Source organism: Chitinivibrionales bacterium (assembly GCA_035516255.1).
In the GTDB taxonomy this organism is placed as follows: domain Bacteria; phylum Fibrobacterota; class Chitinivibrionia; order Chitinivibrionales; family FEN-1185; genus FEN-1185.
In genome coordinates this window covers 79,283-105,022 of sequence record DATJAL010000044.1, presented here as the reverse complement: position 1 = coordinate 105,022, position 25,740 = coordinate 79,283, and the positions used below count along the sequence as shown (strand labels likewise).

Sequence of the window (25,740 nt, the reverse complement as noted above, 5' to 3'; positions counted from 1 at the left end):
TCCACTGGCGGAGAACGTTTATACCACCGCTTCCGGTTCATATCCCGACTACAGCGACGCACTTGCTGTGAAAACCGAATTTCACCAGGCATCATCAGGCATCAAGAATATGGATGTAATAACCGTCAGAAACGGTTTTCTCATAATCAATGCGGGAAACCTCAAAATGGACAATGGCAAGCCCATAGCAGTTACACTTTTCGATTGCTTCGGCCGGATTATGGGACATTGGAGTATTGCTACCGGGCAAACTCGTGTAGTCTCCTTATGCACGAAGCTTGCACATGGAGCCTTCATAGCTCGAATCACATGCGGGGCTGCGACGATTGTCAGACCGGTCCTGATCAAGTAATAGATCTCCGGAGAAATAAAAATTGCCCTGGCAGAGAAGGTAGGAATCCTGGCAAGCCTACAGATCTTAAAGAACATTTGAAAGATAGTTTGAGCTGTAGCCATAACACGGGTTGAGTAAAAGCAGGCGTGTGAATTATGAGGGTCAAGCAGTTGAAAAAAATGGCCCAGACTACACAAGGTTATTATACCATGAAAGGTCTTCAGGCACAAGTAAAGAAAAGGTGGCAACGCGTGGGGGCAGGAGGCTTTTTTTTTCGGGAATATATTTACAAGCAGCCTATGGTACCTATTCCCATTGCCTCTATGGCGAATATGACGCTTCCGTCTGCCGACCGCATCGGGATCGTACAGCGAATTCCTTGTGGTTATGGAACCCTGAAGACAGGAGCCAGCTTGAAGATGTCTGTCCTTTCTGGTTTACGCCATTATTATTTCAGGAAGGCGGCATAACGGATGGTATTTTTCCATAGGACGGGGAGAAAATCTCACCTCGGTTACGGGAAATGGCCGATTAGTAGAGTATTGGGTAATAGAAATATATCATTAAGCATTTTCCTTGGCGGGTTTTAGGGCCGGCCAGGCCCTACCAGCATTTTATTATTATCAAAAATCAACTCTTTTTTTCATTCAACGTAAAACTCCTCACCGTATTCTCCGGCTTTTTATCCTTATAAAACTCCCTCCACGCAAAATGGAACGCATCGAGCAGCTCGGTCTCCGTGAAATTCTTGGGTTTGAACACCACGTTCGCGTGGTTCCACAGCGAATAGTTCCGGTGCAGGAGCCTGTTTTCCGCGGCTATCCGTTCGCCGAACTTGGTGCCGGGAAACGGCGTGGGGATGTAGAATTCCGCCAGGTCGATGCGCGCGTCCTGCGTGAATTTGAGGATGCGCTCGGTCACGCCCTTGTCCTGGTTGTCAAACCCGATGCCGAACGAGCCGAAAAAGTGTATGCCGATGTCCTCGATCATTCGGACCAGGTCGACCGCAGCGCTCCAATGGTCTGCCGTGCAGGATTTGTCGAACAGTAGCTGGGAGTTCTTGTCAAAGCCGAACACGGTGTAGATGGACGCGGTGCCGCCGTTTTTAAGCTTGCGGTAGAATTCCAGGTCCGGCGTCATCATCATGGTGGAGGCGAGAAAGATTTTTATATCCGCCATTTCCGCGGTGCGCTCCATGATCTTCAACAGGAATTTCATCGGTTTTTTTCCGGGAAGCATCACGGTGTCATCGGTGAAATAAAGTTCCTTGTACGGCATTGATTTAATGTCGGCGATGATGTTTTCCACCGGCCGCAGCCGGAACAGGGTGCCGCCCATGTAGGGCACGGGGCAGCCGGCGCAGGGCGCCGGGCACCCGCGCATCACCTGCACGAGGTGCGCCTTCCAGCGATAATTGTCGGGCGAGAAAATAGCGCGGCGGGGGACGGGCATTTTGGCGAGATCGCAATACGACTGGGCGCTGTACTTTTTTTTCAACGAGCCGGTTTGCAAGTCGGAAAGAATGGCATGCCATACCTGCTCCCCTTCGCCAACGCATACCGCGTCGGCATGGGCGAGCGCCTCGTCCGGCAGGGCGGTCGGGTGAACGCCGCCGATGATGGTTTTCGTGCCGCGCTTCTTGAATTCGTCCGCGATTTCGTAGGCGCGCTGCGCCTGCGGCGTGAAGCAGCTTATCACCGCGAGGTCGACCTTCTCGTCGAAATCAACCGGCGTGATGTTGTCGTCGGTAAGGTTGATTCCGACCGGGCGTGGTGTGAGCGCGGCGATGATCGGCAGCGCAAGCGACGGCGGCATGGTGTAGTCGCCGATCACGTGGCCCTTGAGTTCCTCGCGAAGCGAGGCATGGTCTTCGAGGAATTTCTTGAATTTAGGATATAACAATCGCAGTTTCATTTGATTTCATTTTTTGACGTAAAAGGATAGTTGAAAGTTTGAAGTTCGAAGTTGAAAGCAGGAAAAACCTGACGAGATCCTTTTGAGAAATGTTTTCATTAATCTTTCAACTTTCCACTCCCAACGCTGAACTGTTTTAAAATTATTTCCGCCACGACCTTGCCGCTCATCATAACATTGTAAATCCCGCCGCCGGCTATTGTCCAGTGTCCCACCTGGTACAGATTGGAAAGGTAGGTGGCGAAAGGCAGCTTTGACTGCCCGTAAAGGTCCTTTACGTTTTCGAATCCGTAGCACGCGCCGCCGGTGTTGCCGGTGTACCGTTCGAACGTGGCGGGCGAGGCGGATTCCTTGACGCGGATCCTTGAGGAAAAATCGCCCAAAACATGGCAGGCCTTTTTTATCATGGCGCCGGCGATTTTCCTTTTTTGTGAGGCCCAGTCGGCCTTTGTTTCCGGCTTTACAAAATGGATGAGCGTGATGGTGCCGTTTTTCTCTCCCGGCGGCCGGATGATCAGCAGGTGGTTTGTCTCGTCCCGCGGGCCGTTCATGATGCCCCGGTACATCTCGTCGTGGTCGTTCGAGCCGAACCAAAAGGTGAGATTGTCTTTCGCGATGTCCGACGCGTCGCCGTCGGTCCCCAGATACACGCAGACGGCCGCTACGGACGGCTTCAGGTTGGCAAGCCGCCGCAGCCACAGCTGGTTGCGTGATTTTTCCGGAATGATCTGATGATGGAGCGTATAGGGGCTGATGTTTGAAATAAATACACCCGCGGAAAATTCTTCTCCTGCCGCGTTGCGCACCGCCCGCACTGCCTTAGCGGCATCAATGTCCATGCCGGTAACGCGCCAGTTTGTTTTGACCTCGCCGCCGCTGCGGGTGATCGCGGCGCACAGGACCTCGGCCAGGTTCGAAAACCCACCCTTGACGTAATGCGAGCCTTCGACCGCATGCGCGATGAAAATGAGCGCGTTGTACACCGGCGCGTATGACGGCGACGATCCGCCGAACGGCCAGATCGCGCCGAAAAGATATTTCAAATTACCGTCCTTGATGAACCGCCCGATATAGTCACCGTACGATTGCGTTGCGGCGGCAATGCCGGACGCGGCGGCCGGTCGTTGGCTGTCCTGTGCAAGTGCGCCCTTATAGGTTGTAAACAGCTTCTGCATGTCACTCAGAAGATCGGCCACCGCGTTCTTTTCTGACGGGAAATTATTGGCAAGTGATGCGGTAAGGGCTGCAAGATCGGCGGGGAGAATAAAATCAAGATCCGGACTCATGATGCGCGCCGTGCTTGAATTCGGGACAACGGCTATGTCGTCGCGGACGCCAAGCTCCCTGAGCATGCCGCATACGAACCCGTTTTCGGCCATGCACACCGAATGGACCGAAGAATCAAACGAAAAACCCTGGCGCGAAAATCCCTGGCAGCAGCCGCCGGGCCGGGAATGCTGCTCGAGCACCGCGACGCGCATTCCCTGTTTGGCAAGGAGCGCTCCGGCGGTGAGGCCGCCGATGCCCGAACCCATGATGATGGCGTCGTACTTATTTGACAAAAGGGATTTCCTCGTGCAGAAAGTACCACTGCGCGCAATGGGGAGCGCAGACCGCCTCGAGGCCGTTGTACAGCGACTGGATAAGCTCCGGCCCGTCGCCCTTGTGCCTGCGCAGGCGCACCTCGTAGGACTCGCTGTCGCTCCGCACCACAAAGGCGCTCCACACGGCAGACCCTTCCCGGGCAAACCGCACCAGCCGGTCGAGCCCCGCCCCGCCCAATACCTGTTTGCCGAACAGCGAGACCGGCACCGAATAATTCGTCTTTTCGTCAAACACGGCGAGGAGCATTTCGCCCCTGCGCAGGACCGCCGCCATGTCCAGCGCAACCCGCGACTGGCCCGAGCCGATTTCTATGAAATGAACGGGCGCGAACAGCCCGCTCGCTGCGAGCTCGGCGGCACGGTCCGCGGTAGTGGTTGACAACTGCATGGTCGAGAACCTGAGCGCGCCGGTGATGCCCATGCCCCGCGCCGCCAGCGCGGGCCCGAGGCATTCAACCGCGCCGAAATGGCACACGGCCAGCACCACGCCGTTGCCGCGGCCGAGGTCCGCCTTCAGCGCCGCGAACTCAGGCGGCATGGCGACCCGCTCCATGAGATACCCATGGAAATCCCGCGGCGCAAGGCAGAAGGGTAGGAGTTTTTCGTAATAATGGAGCAGCACATGGGTCTGCACCTGCCATACCAGCGCGTTATCGTGCGGGACGCCGAGCCGCGTGAGGTTTTTCTTGATGACCACGGCCTCCTCGGGGCAACCGTCGAACCATTCCTCGCCTTTGGTGAGAATGTAGCTGCGGAGTTCCTCAAGGCTTTTGTGCGGCAGCGATTCGAAAAGTTCCGGCGATAAGAGAAAGCTGCTGAGATTCATGATTACAAGGTTGACGGTTGACAGAAAAAAGCCTTGTCATCTATGCCCGAAACAGACAAGTTCTTCAAAAATAACACATCGCCCGCCGGGACACTATGTAAAGTTGTTCCTACAATAATTAGTTGTGCATGAAGGGGCGGGTGCGCGGGCAGGCCCGTTGATGCGTTGGAGCGTTAGAGCGTTAATGAGTTGACGGGTAGACGAGTAAACGAGTTGACGAGTTGGACCTGGCTTGATATTCTCTCGGGATGAGATCATGCTGCAAAGTATTATTCATTCTAAAAACCTCTTTTACTGCACCTTCAGCCCGATCGGCTTCATGAGCGCGTTAACTAAAAGGAACTCCGCCACCGCGTTAGGGCGTGTTGTGCCCCTCCACGGGGGAACGCCCAAATTATAATTGAAATGATTTATTAAAAATATTGGCGGGCTACTTCTTATTCTTCAAATACTTTTCCACCGTCTCCGCGCACTTATCGATGGTCACGATGTTGGGGAACTCCGTTTCCGGGATGGTGATTCCGAATTTCTTCTCCATGGTGGCGAGCACTTCGAGGAGCGCCATCGAGTCGAGGCCCATGTCGTTGATGAAATGGCCGGTGTCGGTGATTTTCGCTGTGTCAATTTCCATGTCTTCCGCGATCTCGGTGATCAGCCCGCGGATGACTGCCTTGATTTCGGCCGGATTCATCATCTCTCCTGAACTATAGGAAAAGTTTTTACGGTGATAGCATTACCTTATTGCCGGTTGCGCAACCGGATCGGCACGTCTTAATATACTATTTTTTACGAACGGTTTTTAAGAACAATGCTTCCGCAGTACCCGTCGCAGGAAAAGGAATTGATCAAAACAAATTCGGCAGGGACCCCGGTTCTGGTCTCAAAAACCAGGTTGACGGGGAGGCTGAGGGGATAGGCGTTGCCGATGCCGGAGACTCTTTGGGCCTTCATGTCCGCAAGGGCGCAGGCCGTGCTGATGCACGACGACGCGCCGATACATTCGCCGGTTTTGGCCTTGTATGCGGCAACAGGAGTTTTGGGGAAAAGCCCGGCGAGCGCGCCGGCTTCCATGGTGTCTCCATCCGGGACGCCGCCGGCGCTTGCCGCGACAAAGGCGATGTCGGAAAGGGAAATGCCCGCGTCGCCGCAGGCCTGGCGCATTGCGTGGCGGCAGCCGTCGCCGGCAAGATTAAAGCCTTGGGGGCCTTTTTTCGGGTCAAAGCAGGAGGCGATGCCCGCGAGCTCCGCGATGATGTGCGCGCCGCGCGATTTCGCGTGCTCCTCGGTTTCGAGGCAGAACACGGCGCACCCTTCGCCCGCCACGGTGCCGTCGGCGGTTGCGCCAAAGGGCGCACAAACGCCTGATGCGGAAAGCGATCCGTTTTTGTCAAGTCCGATAAGGGCGTAATAACTCAGTTCTTCAAGCCCGCCGGCAATGAGCCACGACGCGTACCCCCGCCGCAGGAACATCGCCGCGTACGCGAGCGCGTCAAGGCCGGCGTTGAAGGTCGTGGACACGGTGGAGCTCAAGGCCCGCGACAGGTAGCGGATGTTGGCGTTTGAGGTCGGCGCGTTGATCACGGTGTTGGCGAACGCCTGCGGATTTACATTATGGAACCCGTTGATGATCGCGTCCGACAGAAAGTCGCCGATGCTTTGCACGCTGCCGAACGAGGTGCCGATGCAGAGGCCGGGCCGCGCCGGTTCGGGCGTTGATTCGAACAGGTCCTTGAACCCGAGCTCGATGGCGGACAGCAGGAGTTTGGTGGCATGGTCCTTGGTACGCAAGCCTTTTTTTCCCAAAATAGCCTCAGGCTCAAAATCGCCGATGCGGAAGCAGGGGGTGTCCTTGGAAAGCGAATGGAACCCGAAATCCTTCAGGTAACTTGTCCTGGGCGGCAGCGCAAGCGACGCTGAAATCTCATCAAGATTTCTGCCGAGGCAGTGGATCGCGCTCGCCGTTGTTATGACGATTTTCGGTTCCATGCGTCCGGATTATCCTTTGAACCTGCCGAGAACGAGCGATGACGTGTTGCCGCCGAACGCATAGGCGTTGGAGACGGCGATGTTTATGGATGCGCTGCGCGCCGCGTTGGGCACGTAGTCAAGGTCGCATTCAGGGTCGGGCGTGCGGTAATTGATTGTAGGAAGGATGACGCCGTGGCTCATGGTGAGGCAGCACGCGGCGGCCTCGATGGCCGAGGCGGCGCCCATGGTGTGGCCGATCATCGACTTGAGCGACGACACCGGAACCGATTTCGCCCGCTCGCCGAGCACCGTCTTGATGATGAGCGTTTCGGTCCTGTCGTTTTCCTCGGTGCCGGTGCCGTGCGCGCTGACGTAATCGACCGCGTCCGGGCCTATGTTCGCATGTGCAAGCGCGGTGGTGAGCGCCAGAATGCCGCCGCTGCCCGACGGGTCGGGGATGGTCATTTTGAACGCGTCGCACCCGAGGCCGTAGCCGAGCACCTCCGCGTAAATTTTCGCGCCGCGTTTTTTCGCATGGGAAAGCGATTCGAGCACGAGCGAGCCCGCGCCTTCTCCCACGGCCATGCCGTCGCGGTTTTTGTCAAACGGCCTGCAGCATTCCTTTGCGGTCGCGAGCAGCCGGTTGAAGCCGGTGAACGCGATTTTGGAAATCGGGTCGCTGCCGCCCGCGATTACGACGTCGGCCATGCCGCGGCGGATAAGGTCGTGCGCGTAACCGATGGCATAGTTGCCGGCCGCGCAGGCCGTGGGAATCATGATCACCGGGCCGCACGCGCCCAGCGCCGATGCCACGTTCGCGGAAATCACGCCGCACGGATATTTGCGGGGAAGGTCTTCGGGTAAAGCATCCGCGGATCCTGTTGCCCCATAGAGCCTCTCGATCCCTTCTTCAAGGACCTGCGGCTCTCCCATGGTGGTGCCGAAGCTGACGCCCGTGCGGTACGGGTCGTGTTTCGCTATGTCAAGACCTGCGTCGGCAAGCGCCATTTTCGACGCGGCTACCGCAAACTGACTCGATCTTCCCATTGAGGAAACCTGCGAGGGCGCAAGAAAAGACCCTGCAGAGAAATCCTTTACCTCGGCGCCGACGCTGGTGCGGAACCCGGTGGTGTCGAACGAGGTAAGCGGCGCTATGCCGTTCGTGCCTTTACAAGCGGCATTCCAGAACGCTTCAACGCCGGTCCCGATGGGCGAGACCACTCCCAGCCCTGTCACCACCGCCCTGTCGTTTTTCATGCGCCTTGAATGAGGTGTAAATTTTTATTGGGAAATGTAAATGTTGGGATAAAATAGTTAAATAAAGAATATTATTCAATATTACTTTCAAATATCCGGGTGGGGGCACCGCTACGCGGGTTCCCCCTGGCCCCCGGCTTCCGCCGCTGCGCGGCGGCGATCCGAGGGCATAGGGGCCGTGGCAGCCCGAGCCGAAGGACGACGACCCTTGTGACCCTTGGAAATCCCTGACGAGGGAGAAGCACCCGAAGGGGTGGACCGGAAGGAGGGCCGACCCGTTTGCAGAGGCGAAATATTTTTCGCCACTACAAACGGGGAACGCCCATTTTATCGATCTTTATTTAATCCTCTTTTCACCGCATCCTTTACTTTCTGTGAATACTCCCTCGACTTCAAAATGTTCTCCGCCTTCTGCCTGAACGACGACAGCGATTCCTCAAGGTCCACGTTTTTAAAAAATTCTTTCCATAACATTATAAATCCATCGTGCAATTCTTCCTCCAAAATCAATTTCGGCCGGAAAACGATGTTCGCGCAGTTATATTTGTTCCAGTCGCGGGGGAGCAGAAAGCGGTTCTCCGACTCGATGCGCTTCCAGAACGGCGTGGCGGGAAACGGCGTGGCAATGAAGAACTCCGCGGTTTTGACATGCGCCTGTTCGCAGAAATCAAGAATGGTGTCGAACTGGTCTTCGCCCATGGTGTCGAACCCGACGCCGAACGAGCCGAAAAACCGTATTCCGCGGTCTTCGAGCTGCTTTGCCACATCGAGCGTGCGCCGCCACACGGCCGGCTCGCGGCGGTAAAAGCGCTGGCTCACCGGGTCGCTCGCGAAAACGGTGTACATGCTCGCGGCGCCGCCTGTGGCGAGCGCGTCGAGGAACGCGGGGTCGTTGTGCATGGCGGGCGAGCAGGACAGGAACATCCGCACCTTGAAGGGCCGTATGCGCTCGCATAAGTCAATAATGTACCGGGTGATGCGGGGCCGGTTGAGCATCACCATGTCGTCGGTGACGTAGAATTCCTTTCCCGCGAGTTTTTCGATTTCGGCGGCAACGGCGTCCATGGGCCGCAGCCGAATCCTGGTGTCTTGATAAAGAGGAATATTGCACCATTCGCAGCCGAACGGGCATCCGCGCGTGATCGACACGAGCGACGCGTGCCAGTCGTACTTTTCTTCAACGTCAAAGATGCCCGGTTTTGCGGCCGCAATCTGCTCCGGGGCGGGCACGGATTCAGGTTTGTAAATTTTTTTTAGGCGGCCGTTATTAAAATCTTCAATGATCTGCGGCCACACCGTGTCCGCCTCGCCGATGCACACGCTCGAGGCGTGCCGCGCCGCTTCTGCCGGCATTGTTGAAGGATGCATGCCGCCCGCGACAACGGTCTTATTGCGCCGCAGGAATTCGTCACCGATCTCGTACGCAAAACCCGCTTGCGGTGTGAAATAACTGATGGCGATGAGATCCGCATCGTCGTTGAAATCAACCGGCTCAATATTTTGGTCGATCACGCGCCACGATGCATCGGGCGGCAGAAGGTTCACGAGAATGGGGATGCCCAGGGCCGGCGGCATGCGGAAGGCCCAGGTTGCCGCGATGGCGGGCAACTCGGCAAGCTCGGGATAGGTCTCGAGGAATTTTTCGAATTTGGGATAGATGAAGGTGATTTTCATTCGATAAAAATAGATTATATCTAGAGAAAATGCTGTGGACAAAAAACAATGGCTGCGGGTCCGTGAAAAAAGTTGCATGTAATAGACCAATGAGAAGGAGGAGTGATAATGGCAGTTGACCTATGCGCAACGTAATTGAGATAAGGGTTGATATGGCAATTCGATATCTTCAGGATAAAAATGGGATAAGTGAGTAGGACATTATTTTTTAAATCTCGATAGGCAGGACCTGTTAATTGTGGACTTGGCAGTGTAAATTGCGGGTCGTAAATCAAGAAAAAACAGCGACTGGAAATTGTTTTTTATCGCCGCGAAGCGGCATACCGCTGAGGATGCGTTGCGAAGGGGCGACGCTTCGCGAGCGTATGCGAGCGACCTCGCGCGCCCCTTCGCTGGAAAGGGTGTGCCCCCGGATCGTCCCGCGCCGCGCGGGAAAGCGGGGGGCCAGGGGAAACCACGAAGTGGTGTCCCCACCAGAGTTTGAAATTTTTTTGTGCGAAAGATGTCTCAGCGGTCTACATGTCGCCCATCATCATCTCGTCGCGGTCTTCCTTCCACGCGGCGAGCTGGCGGGTGCGGCTGGGGTGCTTGAGCTTGGCGAGCGCCTTGGTCTCGATCTGGCGCACGCGCTCGCGGGAGATGTTGAACGCCTCGCCGATCTCCTTGAGGGTCTTTATCCGGCCGTCGTCGAGGCCGAAGCGCATGACCACGATCTCGCGCTCCTTGTCGGCGAGGGAATCGAGCACGGTCTTGATCTGCTCCCGCAGCCTGATGAGCGACATGCGCTGGGCCGGGTCCTCCGCCTTGGTGTCCTCGATGTATTCGCCGAAGGTAGTGCTGCCGTCGCTGCCGATCTCCATGTCAAGCGAGATAGGGTCCATGGAGTATTCGAGCGCCATCTGCACCTTGTTGACCGAGTAGCCGAGCGCCCGCGCGATTTCCTCGTGCGTGGGCTCGGTGCCCACCTCGGTGACGCGCTTGCGGCAGTAGCGGATGGTCTTGTTGACGAGGTCGAGGGTGTTGGCCGGGATGCGGATGGTTTTCGACTTGTCGTTGATGGCGCGGGAGATGGCCTGCTTGATCCACCACGTGGCATAGGTGGAAAACTTGTAGCCCTTGCGGTAGTCGAAGTTCTCCACGGCCTTGATGAGCCCGCGGTTGCCCTCCTGGATCAGGTCGATGATCTCCATGCCGCGCAGCGTGTATTTCTTGGCGATGCTCACCACGAGCCGCACGTTGGCCTCGATGATCGCGCACTTGGCCTGGTTGCGCGCGTCCTCCCATTTCTTGAATTCCAAAAGCTGCGACTCCTGGCCCTTTTCCTTGAGGTGCTCTTTGAATTTGTCAAGAATATGCTGCACCTGCTTGGTGTTGAGGTTGAGCTGCCGGCACTGCTCGATGCTTTCTTTGCGCAACGATTCCATTTTCTGCCGGGCCTCGCCCGACGACTTTACCGAGCGCAGTACCCTGGATTTACGGGTGAGGCCGTCGAGCTGCCGGTTCTTGTTCTTGACGTGGGCCACCATGCGCAGAAAGGCGGCGCGGAGCTTTTCGCATTCCGACGGGTTGTCGAACAGGTCCTCCTCAATCTGCAGCACGTCGGCGCATTCGAGCACGCCGCGCTTGAGCTCGGTGGCGATGCGGTACAGGCTCTCGAGCGCGACCGGCGAGCGGAACGCCATGTCGAAGAGCTTCTCCTGCGCCGCCTCCATCTGCATGGCATACTCGGCCTCCTGGTCGCGCGACAGGAGCGGCACGCGGCCAACGCTGTTGAGATAGACCCACGTGGGGTCGGCGTAGCGGGGAATGCGGCGCACCGAGATGACGCGGCGCGGCCTGCGGTCGAGGAGCGGCTCCTTCTTCTCCGCAACCAGCGCGTTGATGCTGATGTTCTCGCGTTCGCAGATCGCCTCGAGCTTGTCGCGCTCGTCAAGGGTGGGCGCGAGCTCCTCGAGCTGGTCGGGCGTGATGAACCCCTGGAGCGACGCGAGCTTGCGCAGCCGTGCCGCTATTTTTCCGGCCGACGGGGAGTTTGGGGAGTCGTTTGAGGCCATTATTGTCAGGTGAGATCTTTCAGTTGTAAGGACAGATCCCTGTTTTTTTCCAAGAGAACGGCCCGCTGGCCCGGATCTTTTTTCATTATTTCTTGGTTCGCCTTTATTTTCGACCTGATGAATTTCTCCTGCAGACGCCGCATGACATGGACAAGCTCATCGTTCGGGTTCCCGGCATCCGCCTCGTTTGCAAAAGCGAAACTGAGCATCCGGCCCGTCTCGTCATCGCGCACATTTTTCAAAAGCGTTACGAGGTCCGGACTCTCGTCGTAACTCCTTAGAACAGTTAAATATAATTCACCGGAGAATTTATCGGTGAACGTTTCGGGAGCAATGAATTGCCGCGCCTCGAGCACCAGATGCGGATTGGCCAGCAATAATCGGATGAAGTTCCCCTCGATAGTGCCGAAAAAGGCTGCCGCCGTGTCTTCGGACTCCTGCCGCACTGGCCGGGGCGCGGCCGGTCCCTGGCGCTGCCTGATGCGCTGGTAAATCACGTCTTCGGTGAGAGAAAGCGCCTCGCCCATTTGCTTCACGAACTCGCGCTGCACCACCGCGTCGGACAGGGCCTGCGCCAGCGGCGCAAGCGCATTGAGAGCGGCGGATTTACCGTACGGCGTTTCCGCCCTGTTGTCGGCCGCAGTCTTTGCGATGATGAATTTCATGTAATCTTTCGAAGATTTTTCCAGAAGCTCATTGAACGCCTGTGGCCCGCGCGCCTTCACGTATTCGTCGGGGTCCTCGTCTTCCGGGATGGTGAGCACGCGTATGTTGAAGTTGTACGGCGCGAGCACGAAAATGGCGCGCTGCGCGGCCAGAATGCCGGCCGCATCGCCGTCAAACACAAGAAAAAGTTTGTCGGTGAATCGCCGCAGGATCCTCGCGTGCGTGTCGGTGAACGCGGTGCCGGACGTGGCGATCACGTTTTTTATTCCGGCCTGGTAGAGCGCCAGGAAATCCATGTACCCTTCCACGATGATCACGCTCTTGCTCTCGCGCACGAACTGCTGGGTGACGTGGAACCCGTACAGGATCTTGCTCTTCTGGTACAGCGGCGTTTCCGGCGAGTTGAGGTATTTCGGCGTCGCGTCGGCCGTGAGCCCGCGGCCCGCGAACCCCACCGGCCGCTTTGACGTGTCGAAAATGGGAAAGATGATACGGTCGCGGAACCGGTCGTACGCGCCGCCGGTTTCCTGCTTGACAATGGCAAGCCCGGCCAGCACCACCGGCTTTTCGCCGACGCCCTTGCTTTTTGCGTGTTCGAGAAACGCAGACCACCCCGGCGGCGCGTAACCGAGCCTGAACTCCCTGATGGTTTCCTTGGAAAGCCCGCGCGAAACGAAATAGTCTACGGCCTGCTTGTGGTTGCGCGTCTGATGGTAATAAAAATCAAGCGCCAGGTTGTTTATTTTGAGCAGCTCGTCTTTCGGAATTGCGGCCTGGCCTGAGGCCGGCACCGCGCTTTCCAGGCGCGAAGGCGCAAGCTTGATGCCTGCCTCGTCGGCAAGGAGCCTGAGCGCTTCGGGAAAGGTGAGCCCTTCGAGCTCCATGAGGAACTTGAACACGTCGCCGCCCTTGTGGCACCCGAAACAATAGAAGATGCCCTTTGCGGGCGACACCGTGAATGACGGCGTTTTCTCCTTGTGAAACGGGCACAGGCCTTTCAGGTTCTGGCCTGCGGGCCTGAGCGCAACGTGCCTGCCCACCACGTCGGCGATGTTGATGGCGTTGCGTATTTCTTCCTTGACGCCGTCGTCGAAGGATTTCTTGGGGAACAGTTGCTGCATAGTTTCTTATGAGGAGTTATTATTTGAAAAATACGATAGGGGAGCGACAAGATGGCAGGGAGATGAAAAATATGAAGGCAGGCGGTTGGCGGGGACATTTCGGGACTAATCTTTTTTTAGGAAGCTGCATATAGTATTTCTTATCCAGGACATGTTCCTGTTGCCAAAATGGAGCAATGGCTTCATTATAAGAAGGGGGGATTCGGCATGCGGCGGGTTTACAAAAGCATTATTGCGTTGTCAATGATCGCCGGACTTGCTCCGGGAACCATTCATGCTCAGGGCTCTTTTAAAGACAACATCACCTGGCTCGTGCAGGCGGGCGCGTATCACGGCAGCATTGTCGGCCGCAACAGGGTGGACGCGGTGTCGGGCGCGACAAGGACATCGGTCGGAGGGTCTGTCGCCGCGGAGGTGAAGGTGCTGGGCCAATATCTTTCCCTCGGCATCAATGTCGGCCAGACCGGCCAGAGCATCGATTACAAGGACACGGCGAACGCCGTCACCGGCGGCAGGGACCTGTCACTTCTGCTGGTCGACGTGCCGCTGCTTTACAATTTCCACTTTTTCAAGAACCCCTCCGGCGGACGCGACAATCCGAGGCTCGTGATCGGCCTGGGCGTTTTTCTTTCCCTGCTTGCCGACTGGAGGGTGGCTGACGACGGCGCCACGCCGCCCGCGACGCTTTCACGGTGGGGATGCGGCCCCTATTTGCGCGCGGCAGGATATCCCTTTGCCTTCGGCCGCTTCCAGCCCGGCCTGTATCTCGATGTGTACCGGAGCTTTGTCCCGCGGTTGTACGACGAGGTTTACTTCAGGCAGAACTCGATTTCGGGGCAGCTGGGGATACTCACCGGCGGGCTGTCGCTGCGGTTTTAAGGTGATTGGAGAAAAACCTCACAGGAGAGACGCAGAGATGGCAGAGAAGAATGAAATAGAGACCGCGAGAGAAACAAATAGAAAATCAAAAAATGATTTGAATATATCTTGCTACTATAATCCCGTTTTAATTTTTGCGTCCTCCGCGTCTCAGCGGTGAATGTTCTTATTCCCGCTAAAGTCCTTTTTGTTTTCCTGCACATACCCGAGTCCGTAATTCTCCATTAAATAATTCGGCAAATTTTAAGGCTTTTTCCACGAAAATGCCGAATTGACTATCATAGGAAGAAACCGTATAATTAAATATTGAACGAAAATACGGAAAATCATCATCCGCAGGCAATGGTGGAAGGAAATCATGGCAGCGACGATAGATCCCGGCAGCGTGGAATTCAGGATGGAGGACTCTTCCATAATCGGAACCCCATTGGTTTCTTTTGAAACATGGATCCCCGAAGGGTACTTTGCGGAAGGAGGCATGAGCAGGCTTTACATCGCGAAGCACAAACTCATTCCGGATTTCAAGGCGATCGTGAAGTTCCTCGGCAACGACGACGTGGTGAAACAGCTCGGGAACTGCAACGGCCCGCTCGATGAAAGCAATTTCAGAAAGGAGCGTATCGGAAGGTTTCTCAGGGAAGCCGAGACCATGGCCAAGCTGCCGTACTGCAAAAACATCATCCAGCTTTACGATTCCGGAACAACGCAGAAGAACCAGCTGTACTTCGTGATGGAATACATCCGCGGCCAGAGCCTGGCCGACACCATCAATGTCCACGAGGAAGGCCTTTTGCCGGAGGAGGTGTGCGCCATCCAGATCCAGATGCACGACGCGCTGGATGTCGCGCACAAGCACGACATCGTGCACCGTGACATAAAACCCGATAACATTCTCATCGACATCAACGGCATCGTGGTGCTCACCGATTTCGGCGTTTCCCACATCCAGAGCCTGAGCGGAAAGACGCTGCTCACCAAAGCCGACGATTCGTTCATCGGCACGCCGTACTATACCAGCAAGCTCAATCTCGACCGTCCCCGCATCGACATCAATCCCGAAAAAACGAAAATCTTCGAAGAGGCGAATGACAAATACTGCATCCTGAACGACCGGAAATACCGGGTGAGCGAGGACAAGGACCGCTTGACGGACGCGCCCGCCCACTACTACATCGAAATAGTCCCGGAACAGGCCGATATTTCCTCCCTCAACGGCCCGGTGCTTTTCACGGAGCTCACGGGACAAAATTATTTCGAGAGCAAAATCATAACGTCGGCGAATTTCGCGGTCAAGCTGATCCAGACCGAGGCGAAGGATCTTTACATAAACAGGTCCGGCACCGGGCTCAACAGCTCGAAGGGGTTGACGGAACTCAATCCCGCCAACGAGAAACTGTTCAATAAAATCATAGAACGTTCATGGCAGGCCGAGGTCGAGGCCGTCGCGGAGGTGCTGGCGCTGAAAGGGTATTATGAGGCCGTTTTCAGGAGCCACAAGGGAAGATTGCAGCGGGAGCTGGGCAGGCAGCCGACGGTGGAGGAGGCGGTGAAGAACCTCTACCGGCGGACCCAGGACATCTGCTCCGAACGCTGCAGGAGATATGCGCGGCATTTCATGGACGACGCGTCGTTTGAAAAAATGTTCGCCGACAAGGGAGGAAAAAAACTGACCCAGGTCATCCTGTCGCTCTGCAAGATCGGGGGCAAGGGCAGCGCGCCCGTTGAAGAGCTTTTGTCAAGTGTCGAAAAACGCCTGAACGGCGTATTCAAGACTGACAAAGTCTCCGACATGGCCGCCCACGCCTCCCTGCTGAGTTTTTTCCACCAGGTGTACACCGGCATCAAAAAAATCTATCCCCGCTACAAGGCCAAGGCCGACGAGCTGGAATCGATACTCATGGGCCTTGACGCGCGGCTGGGGGTGTCCGCCTATGACTGACATCTATTCCGGCATCGCGATGATACAGAACGGCATCACGCCCGCCGACAGCGCGGTGCGAACGCTGGTGACCAAGGAGGTCGTGCCCGGTGAGGTGTACATGGGGAAGCGCGTTTTCGGCAAGGAGAGCCAGGATGTCGTCATTGAAACCGGAACGTACGATTCGGAACAGCGCCTCGGCAACATTCTGAAAACGATATTGTCAAAAAGGGAAAAGGCGAAGGAATTGCGGAACATCGCCTTCAACTCCTTTTATTACGACGCCTCGCACCGGATCTACATCGTCAGCATTTCCCCGAATGCGACATTGAAGGACGTGCTCACAAAATGCCCGTTTTCCCTCCAGGAAAAAGGGTTCCTCGCGCTCGACGTGTGCAACGAGGTGAAAAAAATCCACGACTCCTTTGACGTCCACAACGGGCTGTCGCTCGAACGGGTCCTGGTGAGCGACCGGGACCTTATTATCCTGACGAATTACTTCAACAGCATACCTCCGTCGGTTGGCGGGCTTCTTCCCGAAGAACTCGTTGATCTCGGCAAAGGCGCGAGCGGCTTTTTTCCCCGCACGAGATACCAACGGGAATCCGTCGACGTTTTTGAGACCGCGCTGATGGTGTACGAGATGCTCACGGGGAAAAAACCGGGCTTCTCCAAGGAATACAAATTGACCGATGCGGAGCAGCGCGTTCTGGGGCAGACGCTGAGGACCGCGCCCGATTCGTTCGGCAAATGCTTCGCCCCCTTTCATGCGATCGGCTTCAACGTGAGAAAGGCGGGGGATTATTTCGCCGTTGTTCCGAGGCTGTTTTCCGCCCTGGCCGCCAGCGCGGCGCTATGCATGAACTATCTCTTGGAGGACGTGTCCAAGAACAAATTGAAGGACTATCTGGCCGCGGCGCTTGACAAAACAAAACTTGAGGAAAATTTCGGCGCGGCGGACTGCGTGAAATCGTCGGGCGGGAAAAGCGGCAAGAAATATGTCTTCCCGTTTGTGACAAAAAACGCCGGCGCCTGGTTTACCAAGAATGGCGGGAGATATAATTACGTGCCGCTGGCCGGAAATTTCTTCGGTTTTATCAAGAAACCCGAAGAACGGGTGCATTGCCCCGCCCTGGACGAACTGATCAAGCGGCTCGGCGTTTTCAGGAAAAAAAGGGGCCCCGACTATTACGGAAGAATCCACGACCTCATGAGCGGGAAGAAGGGGAAAAACATCCTCAACGAGATGACTGAACTCCATCTGCGGCAGCGGCTGGAGCAGGTCGGCCGCGAGCGGATGTCCCGCCTGAGAAAGGCGGCCATCGCGGTCACGACCGCGGCCTTGACAATTGCGCTTCTTGTCGCGGGATACCTGCAGTATGCCTCCCGCGCCCTTACCGCCGAGCAGTCCGCAAAGGCCGAGGCGGCCGCCGCGGGCCCTTCACAAAAGAAAGATACCGTTGCGGCCGTTGCGCCCGCGGCACCGGCTCCGAAGAGCGGGCGTTACATCAAAAGGGAGGACGCAAGGACCTACACGGTGCCGCAGTACCGGTCCGCGAGAATCGACGTGAGGTATCTGAAATTCGCCGTTCTCGATTCCCTTGACGCGTCAACGCACATTTCACCCGACACCCTTCCGTTTTTCAAGGTCACCAGCCTCGACCGGAAATTCATCGTGGATTACCCGAATAAACTGCTGCTTTCGGTAAAGGGCCAGAAACTGAAACCCGGGCCGCATCCGGTGAAAATCGAGGCGAGCAATCCGGAATGCAAGCCGCTTGCCACCACCATCGCGATCATGGTGACCCAGTCGCAACCGTCGGCACCGCCGGTGCAGGCACCCGTCCCGCCGCAGGTGGTCCAGCCGGCGGCGCCGCCGCAGGCGATCCGGCCCACGGCAAGTGTGCTGTGCGGCGGTGTTTACAAATTGGAACACATCGAAAAAGGGGACGAGCTCGACGACGTCTGGCACACCGAAAAGGAAAAATTCGTCGACGAGGGCGGGACCATCTACGTGTACCGGCAGGGCGCAAAAGAAATCATTACCGCTAATCCAAAGCCGGGCACGCATCTGTATTTTACCAAGGAGTATCTACTTTCCAAACCCATGCCGGTGCTCGTGACCAACGGGGACCTGATTTCGCATGACAGGGGGCTGCTGGAAAAGTGCCTTAAGTCGAAGAAATAGCTTGAGGCAATAAAAGCATTTGTTTCGTCATTTCAAAGGCACGGGGCAGCGTTTCTGAACCTTTGATGAACCCCATTATCGCAACTCCCGTCGAAATAGGCAAGGCCACATTTTCCCGGGTTTGATGAATTATCCCGGCAGCGGTAACCACGCCTGCGACGGCCGAATCATCGAGGTTAAGATGGTGGTCCTTCATTATCCCAAAGAATTCCTCCTGGAATATTGTTTGCATTTGAACAATGTCAAGCTTGGGCAAGCGCTCCGCCGGCGTTTTAAGGTCTGGGTTTGATTTTATTTCGACTTTGTAAGATTTTAAAATACTAACCAATAAATTCACCAGCTGTGGGACTTCAACGTCGGCCTCTTCAGACAAAACACAGGCGCCAGGTTTTGCATCAATCGGTTTAAAATTGAATGAGCGAAACAGGCAGGTTCCCGCGAGTCGCGCGGCGGCGGAAACAAACGTCCCGACATGGATTCCTGTTTGTGAATTTAATTTTGAAAATAAGAGATGGTAAACTTCGCGGGATGCCTTGATTGTTTCATCCGATATTTGGATTTTATCCTTCAAAAGGCTTTCTTATTATATTGGCGCGCCCTGCAGGACTCGAACCCGCAACCCTCTGGTCCGAAGCCAGATGCTCTATCCAGTTGAGCTAAGGGCGCGTTGCGGTTTTTTCCATTGTTAAAATATGTTTTTCAAGGCAAAGCTGCGGGAATTTCCACAGCGGCAAATAGGTTTTGACATGTCGGAGATAATACGATAATCTTATAGAGGGGAAAAATGGTGTAATCATTCTTGCAGATAGTGCAAGTGGCTGATCCTTCCGCTCCAGGGTCGGCGTTGATGGCGGAGGAGGTAGGTAAAATCGGGAAAGTTTTCAATGCCCGGCGCCAGGCCGGACTGGAGGCCGCGCTGGAGCGCGATGCCGCCTGGCCCTCGCCGAAGGCATAGAGGGGCCGTGGCAGCCCGAGGGCGAAGCCTGAGACCGGAAGAAGGGCCGCCGCGGCGAAGCCGCGGAACGCCCAGATTTTATTTGAACTTTATAAAGAACAAATGGAACTTTCTCTCTCCAGCCCTGTCTAAAAATCATAATCATGAAATTACGCAACCCATCACCATTATCAACAGGAACCTTTATGAGCCTCTTAAAACTCCATTCCGGCATGGTCGTCGTCATCGGAGCGCTGCTTTCCTTTCTCTGCCTTTCCTGCTCCGCAGGGGACAAGGCCCTTGTTGCGGCGAACAAGGAAAAATTCACCAGGTCCTGGAGGACCATCGACTCGCTCCACAACCTCGGCCTCACCCAATCGGTGCTCAACGCCGTCGACACGGTGTATAAAAAAGCCAAGGCGGCGTCGAACGCAGACCAGATGATCAAGGCGGTCATTTACCGGATGCGCTACGAATCGTACAAGGAGGAAGACGCGTTTGTCAAGGCGCTTGAACGGCTCAACGGGGAGCTTTCGACCGCGGCCTTTCCCGCGGCGCCGCTTCTTCATTCCATGCTCGCGGAGTGCTACTGGCACTATTACGAGAACAACCGGTGGCGTTTTTCCGACCGCGCGCAGACCGAGAAGTTCGACCTCAAGGACGTCCGCACCTGGGACCTTGCGACCATCATGGGCGCCATGGCCAATGAGTACGATCTTTCACTCAAGGACGCCGACGCGCTGAAGAAAACGCCATTGTCGCTCTATGACGAGGTGATTGCCGAACGGTCGGCCGGAGGCAGGCTGCGGCCCACGCTGTACGATTTTCTCGCGCACCGGGCCGTTGATTTCTTTTCCCTTGACGAAGGCGATCTCGCCAGGCCGGCCTTCGAGTTCACGCTCAACAGCGCCGATTATTTCAAACCGTTCGACGAATTCACGGCGCTTCCGATCACGTCGCAGGACACCGGTTCGCTCAAGCTCCGCGCCATCCGCCTGCTGCAGGGCCTCATCGCGTTCCACGCAAACGACAATGACTGCAGCGCGCTCGTCGACGTTGACCTGAAGCGGCTCGCGTTCGTGCGGCAGCACGCCGTGGTTCCGGGAAAAGATTCGCTGTACCTGAAGGCGCTCGAGCGGCTCGAGAAAAGGTTTTCCCAGAGTTCCGCCTCGGCGGAGGTCACGTTTCATATCGCGAGCCTGTACCGCGAATGGGCGGCCACGTACCAGCACCGCATTGCCGGGCAGTACCGGTGGATGAACAAGGCCGCGCTTGCGCTGTGCGAAAAGGCCGTGGCCGCGTTTCCCGGCTCCTACGGCGCGGGCCAGTGCGCGAACCTTGCGGGCCAGATCCGCGAAAAGTCGATGGGCTTCACCTGCGAGTACGTGAACGTGCCCGACAAGCCGTTTGCGGCGTTGCTGCAATATAAAAACGTTTCCAAAATCTACTGGCGGCTGGTCCCCATCGAACTGGAGCGGTACCAGAAAATGGCGGAGCGCGGCTACAGCACCGACAGCCTGGCGCGGCAGCTTGCCAGGCTCAAGCCGGTCAAGGAGTGGACGCTTGACGTTCCGGAACCCGGCGATTATCAGCAGCACTCGGTGGAGCTCGACGTGCCTGCCGCGCCGGCGGGCCATTACCTTGTCCTCGCGGCCTCGGACCCGGAATTCAAGATCGCGAAGCAGGCGCTATGCTGGGCAACCACGCAGGTCTCGGCAATAAGCTACATCGACCGGACCGTGCAGGACGGCGGCCATGAATTTTATCTGCTCGATCGAACGCTGGGCTCATGCCTCAAGGGCGTGACCGCGAACATGTGGGTGCAGATCTACGACCAGCAGGCGCGCGAATACAAGAAGGTCATCAAGCAGACGTTTCTCTCCGATGCCGATGGGCATATCAGCGTTCCGCCGCAGGAAAAAGACTATTACGGATGCAGCTTTGAATTCAAAACCGGGAAGGACCGTCTCTTTCTCAATGAGAATTTCAGCCTGTACCGGTACGGCAAGCCGTCCAAACGCACCGTCACGGTGACGCATTTCTTCACCGACCGCGCCATGTACCGGCCGGGCCAGACCATTTACTTTAAGGGAATCATGCTGCATACCGACGGCGAGAAAAACGAGGCGGCGGCCGGCGAGAACACTACGGTAAGGTTCTACAATGTCAACCGACAAGAGGTGGCGCACCTCAATCTCACGTCGAACGACTACGGCTCGGTCCATGGGTCGTTCACGGCGCCGAGCGGAACGCTCAACGGCCAGATGTACATCGCCGACGGCCACGGCAGCGTCTATTTCTCGGTGGAGGACTACAAGCGGCCAAGGTTCGAGGTGACCATGAACCCCTTCAAGGGCACCAAACGGCTGGGCGAGACAGTGCGGCTCGAGGGCATAGCAAGGGCGTACGCGGGCTCGGCCGTTGACGGCGCAAAAGTAAAGTACCGCATCGTGCGGCAGGCGCGATTCCCCAACTGGTGGTGGTGCTGGTGGCGGCCGGCGCAGTGGTCGTCCGAAATGGAGATCACAAACGGCTACACGGTCACCAACGACACCGGCGGATTTTCCGTCGATTTTTCGGCGATTCCGGATTTGGCCATCCCTAAGACCGAAAATCCCACATTCAGCTACACCGGCTATTTTGACGTCACCGACGTCACGGGCGAGACACGGTCGGCGGTGGGCAGCGTGAACGTGGGGTATGTTTCGCTCACCCTGAACGTTGAGGTGCCGCAGCAGGTGAACAGGGAGGGAAGCGACACGTTCAACGTTTCAACGGCAAACCTTAACGGAACGTTTGAAGCGGCAAAGGGCAGCATCGTTGTTTATAAGCTCAAGCCGCCCGGCAAGGTCTATCGCGCGAGAACCTGGGCAATGCCCGACACGCAGGCCATGACAAAGGAGAAACACGGCATCCTCTTCCCGTCGGACCTCTTCACCGACGAACTCGACGTCACCGCCTGGACGAAAGGCGACAAGGTCTTTGAAAAAACGTTCGACACCGACAGGGAGAAGAAGCTGACGCTCAAAGGGCTCGCGTCGTGGCAGCAAGGCGCGTACGTGCTCGAGGGCACCACCGCCGACTTCGCCGGCCAGCCGGTAAAGGACGTGCGGTACTTCACGCTCTATTCCGAAAAGGAAAGGGGCGTGCCGTATCCGCTCGCGGACTGGTTCGCGCCGCTCAAGGAGACCTGCGAGCCGGGAGAGAAGGCGTCGCTGCTCATCGGCTCCGGCTACGAGGACGTGCGGGTGCTCTTTGAAGTGGAGCACAATGAGGGCATTGTCGGCAGGGAATGGATCAAGCTTTCCAACGGCCAGAAGCGCATCGAGATCCCCATTGAGGAAAAGCACCGCGGCAACCTGGGCTACCACCTCACGTTCGTGCGCGACAACCGCAGCTACCGGCACGACGGCACCATCACGGTGCCGTGGACCAACAAGATGCTCGACGTTTCGTTCGAGACCTTCCGCAGCAAGCTCGCGCCCGGCGAAAAAGAAGAATGGCGGCTGAAAATAGCCGGAAAATACAAGGACAAGGTGGCTGCCGAAATGGTGGCAGCGCTCTACGACGCGTCGCTCGACGCGTTCAGGCCGCACTATTGGAATTTCAGCGTCTGGCCCTCGTTCTGGCCGCGTTTACAATGGAGCATCGCGAAATGTTTTGAAGCGGAAAATGCGCAATTGCATGCCGATTACTGGAACGAGTATCCCGGCAGCCCCTACCGGTATTATCCGCGCCTGAATTGGTTCGGGTATAATTTTGAGGGGAGTTATTACCACCGTTACGGCGGAAGATTTGGCGGAGGCGGGTTTGGAAGAGCAATGATGAAATCTTCACGGATGGATGCCTACGAGGAGCAAGCTTATGATGCCGTGCCCGCATCCGCACCCGCGCCTGAGATGGAAGAAAAAGCGAAAAAGGAAGTCAGTGTCAATGCTACGCCAAAAACCGTTATGGGCCTTCTTGCAGGAAGCGAGGCGAAAGATCAAAAAAATGCCCAGGAAGACAAAGCCCGGTCAAAAGAGGACCTTTCCCAAGTTGCGGCACGCACCAATCTGAACGAAACCGCATTTTTCTATCCTCTTCTGTCGACAGACGAGAACGGCGAAATCATCGTCAAATTCCAGATCCCCGAAGCGCTTACCAAATGGAAAATGCTCGGCCTGGCGCACACCAGGGACCTCAAATACGGCCAATGCGAAAACACCCTCGTGACCCAGAAAGACCTCATGGTCATGCCGAATCTTCCTCGCTTTTTCCGCGAGAACGACAAGATCACGCTCACGGCAAAAGTTTCCAATATGGCGGACAAAGATATTGCCGGCACGGCGCAGCTCTTTTTATTCAACGCCGCGACCGCGAAATCCGCGGACGCCGATTTCAAAAACAGCGCGGCGCAAATCTCCTTTACCGCCAAGAAAGGCCGGAGCGCGCCGCTGGCTTGGGACCTTGCGGTCCCCGAGGGCGTCGGCGCGGTCACGGTGCGCATCGTCGCCAAAGCCGGAAACTTCTCCGACGGCGAGGAGCAGATCGTGCCCGTGCTTTCCAACCGCATGCTCGTCACCGAGGCCATGCCGCTGCCCATCAGGAAAAAGGAGACCAAGAAATTCACCTTTAGCAAGCTCGTGTCGCAGAACAACGGCTCCACCACGCTGCGCAATTACAAGCTCACGCTCGAGTTCACCTCCAATCCCGCGTGGTACGCCGTCCAGGCACTGCCGTACATGATGGAATACCCGTACGAATGCGCGGAGCAGACCTTCGCGCGGTTCTACGCCAACAGCATCGCCGCGTTCATCGCCAATTCCAGCCCGCGCATCAAGCGGGTGTTCGACACCTGGAGGACCCAGCAGCCCGAGGCGCTGCTTTCCAACCTGGAGAAGAACGCCGAGCTCAAGTCGCTCGTGCTCGAGGAGACGCCGTGGCTGCTCGACGGCAAGGACGAGAGCGAGCGCAAGAAGCGCGTGGCGCTGCTCTTTGACCTTAACAAAATGGGAAACGAGCGCGACCGCGCCCTGTCGCGGCTCACCAAGCTGCAGCTTTCCAACGGCGGCTGGCCGTGGTTCGAGGGCATGCCCGACGACCGCTACATCACGCAGTACATCGCCATCGGCATGGGAAGGCTCGACCACCTGGGCATGATCACGTTGCGAAAAGACAATTCCCTGTGGGACATGATGCGGCGCTGCCTGCGCTACCTTGACGACCGCATCCGCGAGGACTACGAGGACATGCTGCGCTACGGCTGCTGTCCCGATTCGAACCACCTGGGCGAGACCCAGATACAGTACCTTTACACGCGCAGCTATTTCAAGGACGTGGAAATAAGCCAGAACAACATGAAGGCGTTCGACTACTATCTGGGCCAGTCGAAAAAATACTGGCTGCGCAACCGGCGCTACATGCAGGGAATGATCGCGCTCGCGCTTAACAGATACGACGACAAGACCATTCCGCCCAAAATCATGCGGTCGCTCAAGGAAAACTCGCTTGTAAGCGAGGAAATGGGCATGTACTGGAAGGAAATGTACGAGGGTAACGGGTATTGGTGGTGGTACGAGGCGCCCATCGAGTCACAGGCGCTCATGGTGGAGGCGTTCGACGAGGTCGCGCACGACACCGTTTCGGTGGAAGACCTCAAGGCCTGGCTCCTTAAAAGCAAGCAGACCCAGAACTGGCAGACCACCAAGGCGACGGCCGAGGCATGCTATGCGCTGCTCTTGCGCGGCGCACAATGGCTCTCGCGGCCTTCCACGGTGTCGATCACACTCGGCGACATGAAGATCGACGCGGCAAGACCCGACAATACCGCGCCCGAGGCCGGGACCGGCTATTTCAAGATGTCGTGGTCGGGCGGGGACGTCAAGCCCGCCATGGGCAACATCACCGTGACCAAGGGCGAGGCGGGCGTTGCCTGGGGCGCGGTGTACTGGCAGTACTTTGAGCAGCTTGACAAGATAACACCGCACGAGACGCCGCTCAAAATCAACAAGACCCTGTTCGTGGAGCAGAACACGCCCACGGGCCCGAAGATCGCACCCGTCACCACCGCGGCGCTCAAGCCCGGCGACAAAATTAAAGTCCGCATCGAGCTGCGCGTCGACCGCGACATGGAATACGTGCACATGAAGGACATGCGCGCATCAGGCTTCGAGCCGCTCAACGTGTTTTCCGGCTACCGCTGGCAGGACGGCCTGGGCTATTACGAGAGCACGCGCGACGCCGCAACCAATTTCTTTTTCGGCAGGCTCAACAAGGGAACGTACGTGTTCGAGTACCCGCTCGTGGCCACGCACGCCGGTGATTTCTCGAACGGCATCACCACGATACAGTGCATGTACGCGCCGGAGTTTACAAGTCAGAGTGAGGGGGTGAGGGTGAAGATAGGGAAGGAGAGGTAAAA

The 25,740-nt window shown here is 56.7% G+C and carries 16 protein-coding genes and 1 tRNA gene; 6 read left to right on the top strand and 11 right to left on the bottom strand.

The annotated features are described in order from the left end of the window. Together VLX68_12525 and VLX68_12520 are read left to right on the top strand one after the other, a co-directional pair. A partial coding sequence (locus tag VLX68_12525; GenBank protein ID HUI93064.1) for a hypothetical protein occupies positions 1 to 352 on the top strand: 352 nt, incomplete at its 5' end. 137 nt (positions 353 to 489) lie between these two features. After that, the gene (locus VLX68_12520; protein HUI93063.1) at positions 490 to 804 is read left to right on the top strand and encodes a hypothetical protein; all 315 of its coding nucleotides are present in this window, start codon (positions 490 to 492) and stop codon (positions 802 to 804) included. A 160-nt stretch (positions 805 to 964) separates the two neighbouring features. On the opposite strand, the gene VLX68_12515 is transcribed toward VLX68_12520, so the two are convergent. The 9 genes from VLX68_12515 to dnaG all read right to left on the bottom strand — a co-directional run bounded on the left by VLX68_12515 (position 965) and on the right by dnaG (position 13,418). Next, positions 965 to 2,248, bottom strand: coding sequence for a cobalamin-dependent protein (locus VLX68_12515; protein ID HUI93062.1), 1,284 nt, complete (start codon positions 2,246 to 2,248; stop codon positions 965 to 967). 98 nt (positions 2,249 to 2,346) lie between these two features. Then, positions 2,347 to 3,810, bottom strand: coding sequence for an NAD(P)/FAD-dependent oxidoreductase (locus tag VLX68_12510; protein HUI93061.1), 1,464 nt, complete (start codon positions 3,808 to 3,810; stop codon positions 2,347 to 2,349). Next, positions 3,800 to 4,678, bottom strand: coding sequence for a hypothetical protein (locus VLX68_12505; GenBank protein HUI93060.1), 879 nt, complete (start codon positions 4,676 to 4,678; stop codon positions 3,800 to 3,802). The genes VLX68_12510 and VLX68_12505 overlap by 11 nt, the downstream gene beginning before the upstream one ends. 430 nt (positions 4,679 to 5,108) lie before the next feature. Beyond that, entirely contained in the window at positions 5,109 to 5,372 is a 264-nt protein-coding gene (locus VLX68_12500; GenBank protein ID HUI93059.1) for an acyl carrier protein, read from the bottom strand. A 92-nt stretch (positions 5,373 to 5,464) separates the two neighbouring features. Beyond that, a complete protein-coding gene (locus VLX68_12495) occupies positions 5,465 to 6,664 on the bottom strand; it encodes a beta-ketoacyl synthase N-terminal-like domain-containing protein (protein ID HUI93058.1) in 1,200 nt (399 codons plus the stop codon). Positions 6,665 to 6,673: 9 nt separating this feature from the next. Continuing rightward, a complete protein-coding gene (locus VLX68_12490; protein ID HUI93057.1) occupies positions 6,674 to 7,903 on the bottom strand; it encodes a beta-ketoacyl-[acyl-carrier-protein] synthase family protein in 1,230 nt (409 codons plus the stop codon). 327 nt (positions 7,904 to 8,230) lie between these two features. After that, entirely contained in the window at positions 8,231 to 9,577 is a 1,347-nt protein-coding gene (locus VLX68_12485; GenBank protein ID HUI93056.1) for a radical SAM protein, read from the bottom strand. A gap of 515 nt (positions 9,578 to 10,092) precedes the next feature. Further along, complete coding sequence (locus VLX68_12480; GenBank protein ID HUI93055.1) at positions 10,093 to 11,631, bottom strand: sigma-70 family RNA polymerase sigma factor; 1,539 nt, start codon at positions 11,629 to 11,631, stop codon at positions 10,093 to 10,095. Between the two features lie 5 nt (positions 11,632 to 11,636). Further along, on the bottom strand, positions 11,637 to 13,418 hold the full coding sequence (gene dnaG / locus VLX68_12475) for a DNA primase (protein HUI93054.1): 1,782 nt from the start codon (positions 13,416 to 13,418) through the stop codon (positions 11,637 to 11,639). Positions 13,419 to 13,625: 207 nt separating this feature from the next. Here dnaG and VLX68_12470 point away from each other — a divergent pair, with 207 nt between their 5' ends. The 3 genes from VLX68_12470 (at position 13,626) to VLX68_12460 (ending at position 18,403) form a co-directional block, all read left to right on the top strand. Beyond that, positions 13,626 to 14,297, top strand: a complete 672-nt coding sequence (locus tag VLX68_12470) for a hypothetical protein (protein HUI93053.1) — start codon at positions 13,626 to 13,628, stop codon at positions 14,295 to 14,297. A gap of 358 nt (positions 14,298 to 14,655) precedes the next feature. Beyond that, positions 14,656 to 16,236, top strand: coding sequence for a serine/threonine-protein kinase (locus VLX68_12465; GenBank protein HUI93052.1), 1,581 nt, complete (start codon positions 14,656 to 14,658; stop codon positions 16,234 to 16,236). Beyond that, positions 16,229 to 18,403, top strand: a complete 2,175-nt coding sequence (locus tag VLX68_12460) for a serine/threonine-protein kinase (GenBank protein ID HUI93051.1) — start codon at positions 16,229 to 16,231, stop codon at positions 18,401 to 18,403. The genes VLX68_12465 and VLX68_12460 overlap by 8 nt, the downstream gene beginning before the upstream one ends. Here the strand turns inward: VLX68_12460 and VLX68_12455 are convergent. Together VLX68_12455 and VLX68_12450 are read right to left on the bottom strand one after the other, a co-directional pair. After that, positions 18,387 to 18,974, bottom strand: a complete 588-nt coding sequence (locus VLX68_12455) for a hypothetical protein (GenBank protein ID HUI93050.1) — start codon at positions 18,972 to 18,974, stop codon at positions 18,387 to 18,389. The two genes, VLX68_12460 and VLX68_12455, sit on opposite strands and share 17 nt — an antisense overlap. Before the next feature lie 18 nt (positions 18,975 to 18,992). Further along, positions 18,993 to 19,069: transfer RNA gene (locus VLX68_12450), tRNA-Arg, on the bottom strand. 474 nt (positions 19,070 to 19,543) lie between these two features. On the opposite strand from VLX68_12450, the gene VLX68_12445 reads away from it, so the two are divergent. Then, positions 19,544 to 25,738, top strand: a complete 6,195-nt coding sequence (locus VLX68_12445; GenBank protein ID HUI93049.1) for an alpha-2-macroglobulin family protein — start codon at positions 19,544 to 19,546, stop codon at positions 25,736 to 25,738. Positions 25,739 to 25,740: the final 2 nt, after the last annotated feature.

Bases quoted from the DNA above. Each gene is read 5' to 3' on its own strand.
- VLX68_12520 (HUI93063.1), top strand. From the start codon at position 490: ATGAGGGTCAAGCAGTTGAAAAAAATGGCCCAGACTACACAAGGTTAT.
- VLX68_12515 (HUI93062.1), bottom strand. From the start codon at position 2,248: ATGAAACTGCGATTGTTATATCCTAAATTCAAGAAATTCCTCGAAGAC.
- VLX68_12505 (HUI93060.1), bottom strand. From the start codon at position 4,678: ATGAATCTCAGCAGCTTTCTCTTATCGCCGGAACTTTTCGAATCGCTG.
- VLX68_12500 (HUI93059.1), bottom strand. From the start codon at position 5,372: ATGATGAATCCGGCCGAAATCAAGGCAGTCATCCGCGGGCTGATCACC.
- VLX68_12495 (HUI93058.1), bottom strand. From the start codon at position 6,664: ATGGAACCGAAAATCGTCATAACAACGGCGAGCGCGATCCACTGCCTC.
- VLX68_12490 (HUI93057.1), bottom strand. From the start codon at position 7,903: ATGAAAAACGACAGGGCGGTGGTGACAGGGCTGGGAGTGGTCTCGCCC.
- VLX68_12485 (HUI93056.1), bottom strand. From the start codon at position 9,577: ATGAAAATCACCTTCATCTATCCCAAATTCGAAAAATTCCTCGAGACC.
- VLX68_12480 (HUI93055.1), bottom strand. From the start codon at position 11,631: ATGGCCTCAAACGACTCCCCAAACTCCCCGTCGGCCGGAAAAATAGCG.
- dnaG (HUI93054.1), bottom strand. From the start codon at position 13,418: ATGCAGCAACTGTTCCCCAAGAAATCCTTCGACGACGGCGTCAAGGAA.
- VLX68_12470 (HUI93053.1), top strand. From the start codon at position 13,626: ATGCGGCGGGTTTACAAAAGCATTATTGCGTTGTCAATGATCGCCGGA.
- VLX68_12465 (HUI93052.1), top strand. From the start codon at position 14,656: ATGGCAGCGACGATAGATCCCGGCAGCGTGGAATTCAGGATGGAGGAC.
- VLX68_12460 (HUI93051.1), top strand. From the start codon at position 16,229: ATGACTGACATCTATTCCGGCATCGCGATGATACAGAACGGCATCACG.
- VLX68_12445 (HUI93049.1), top strand. From the start codon at position 19,544: ATGAGCCTCTTAAAACTCCATTCCGGCATGGTCGTCGTCATCGGAGCG.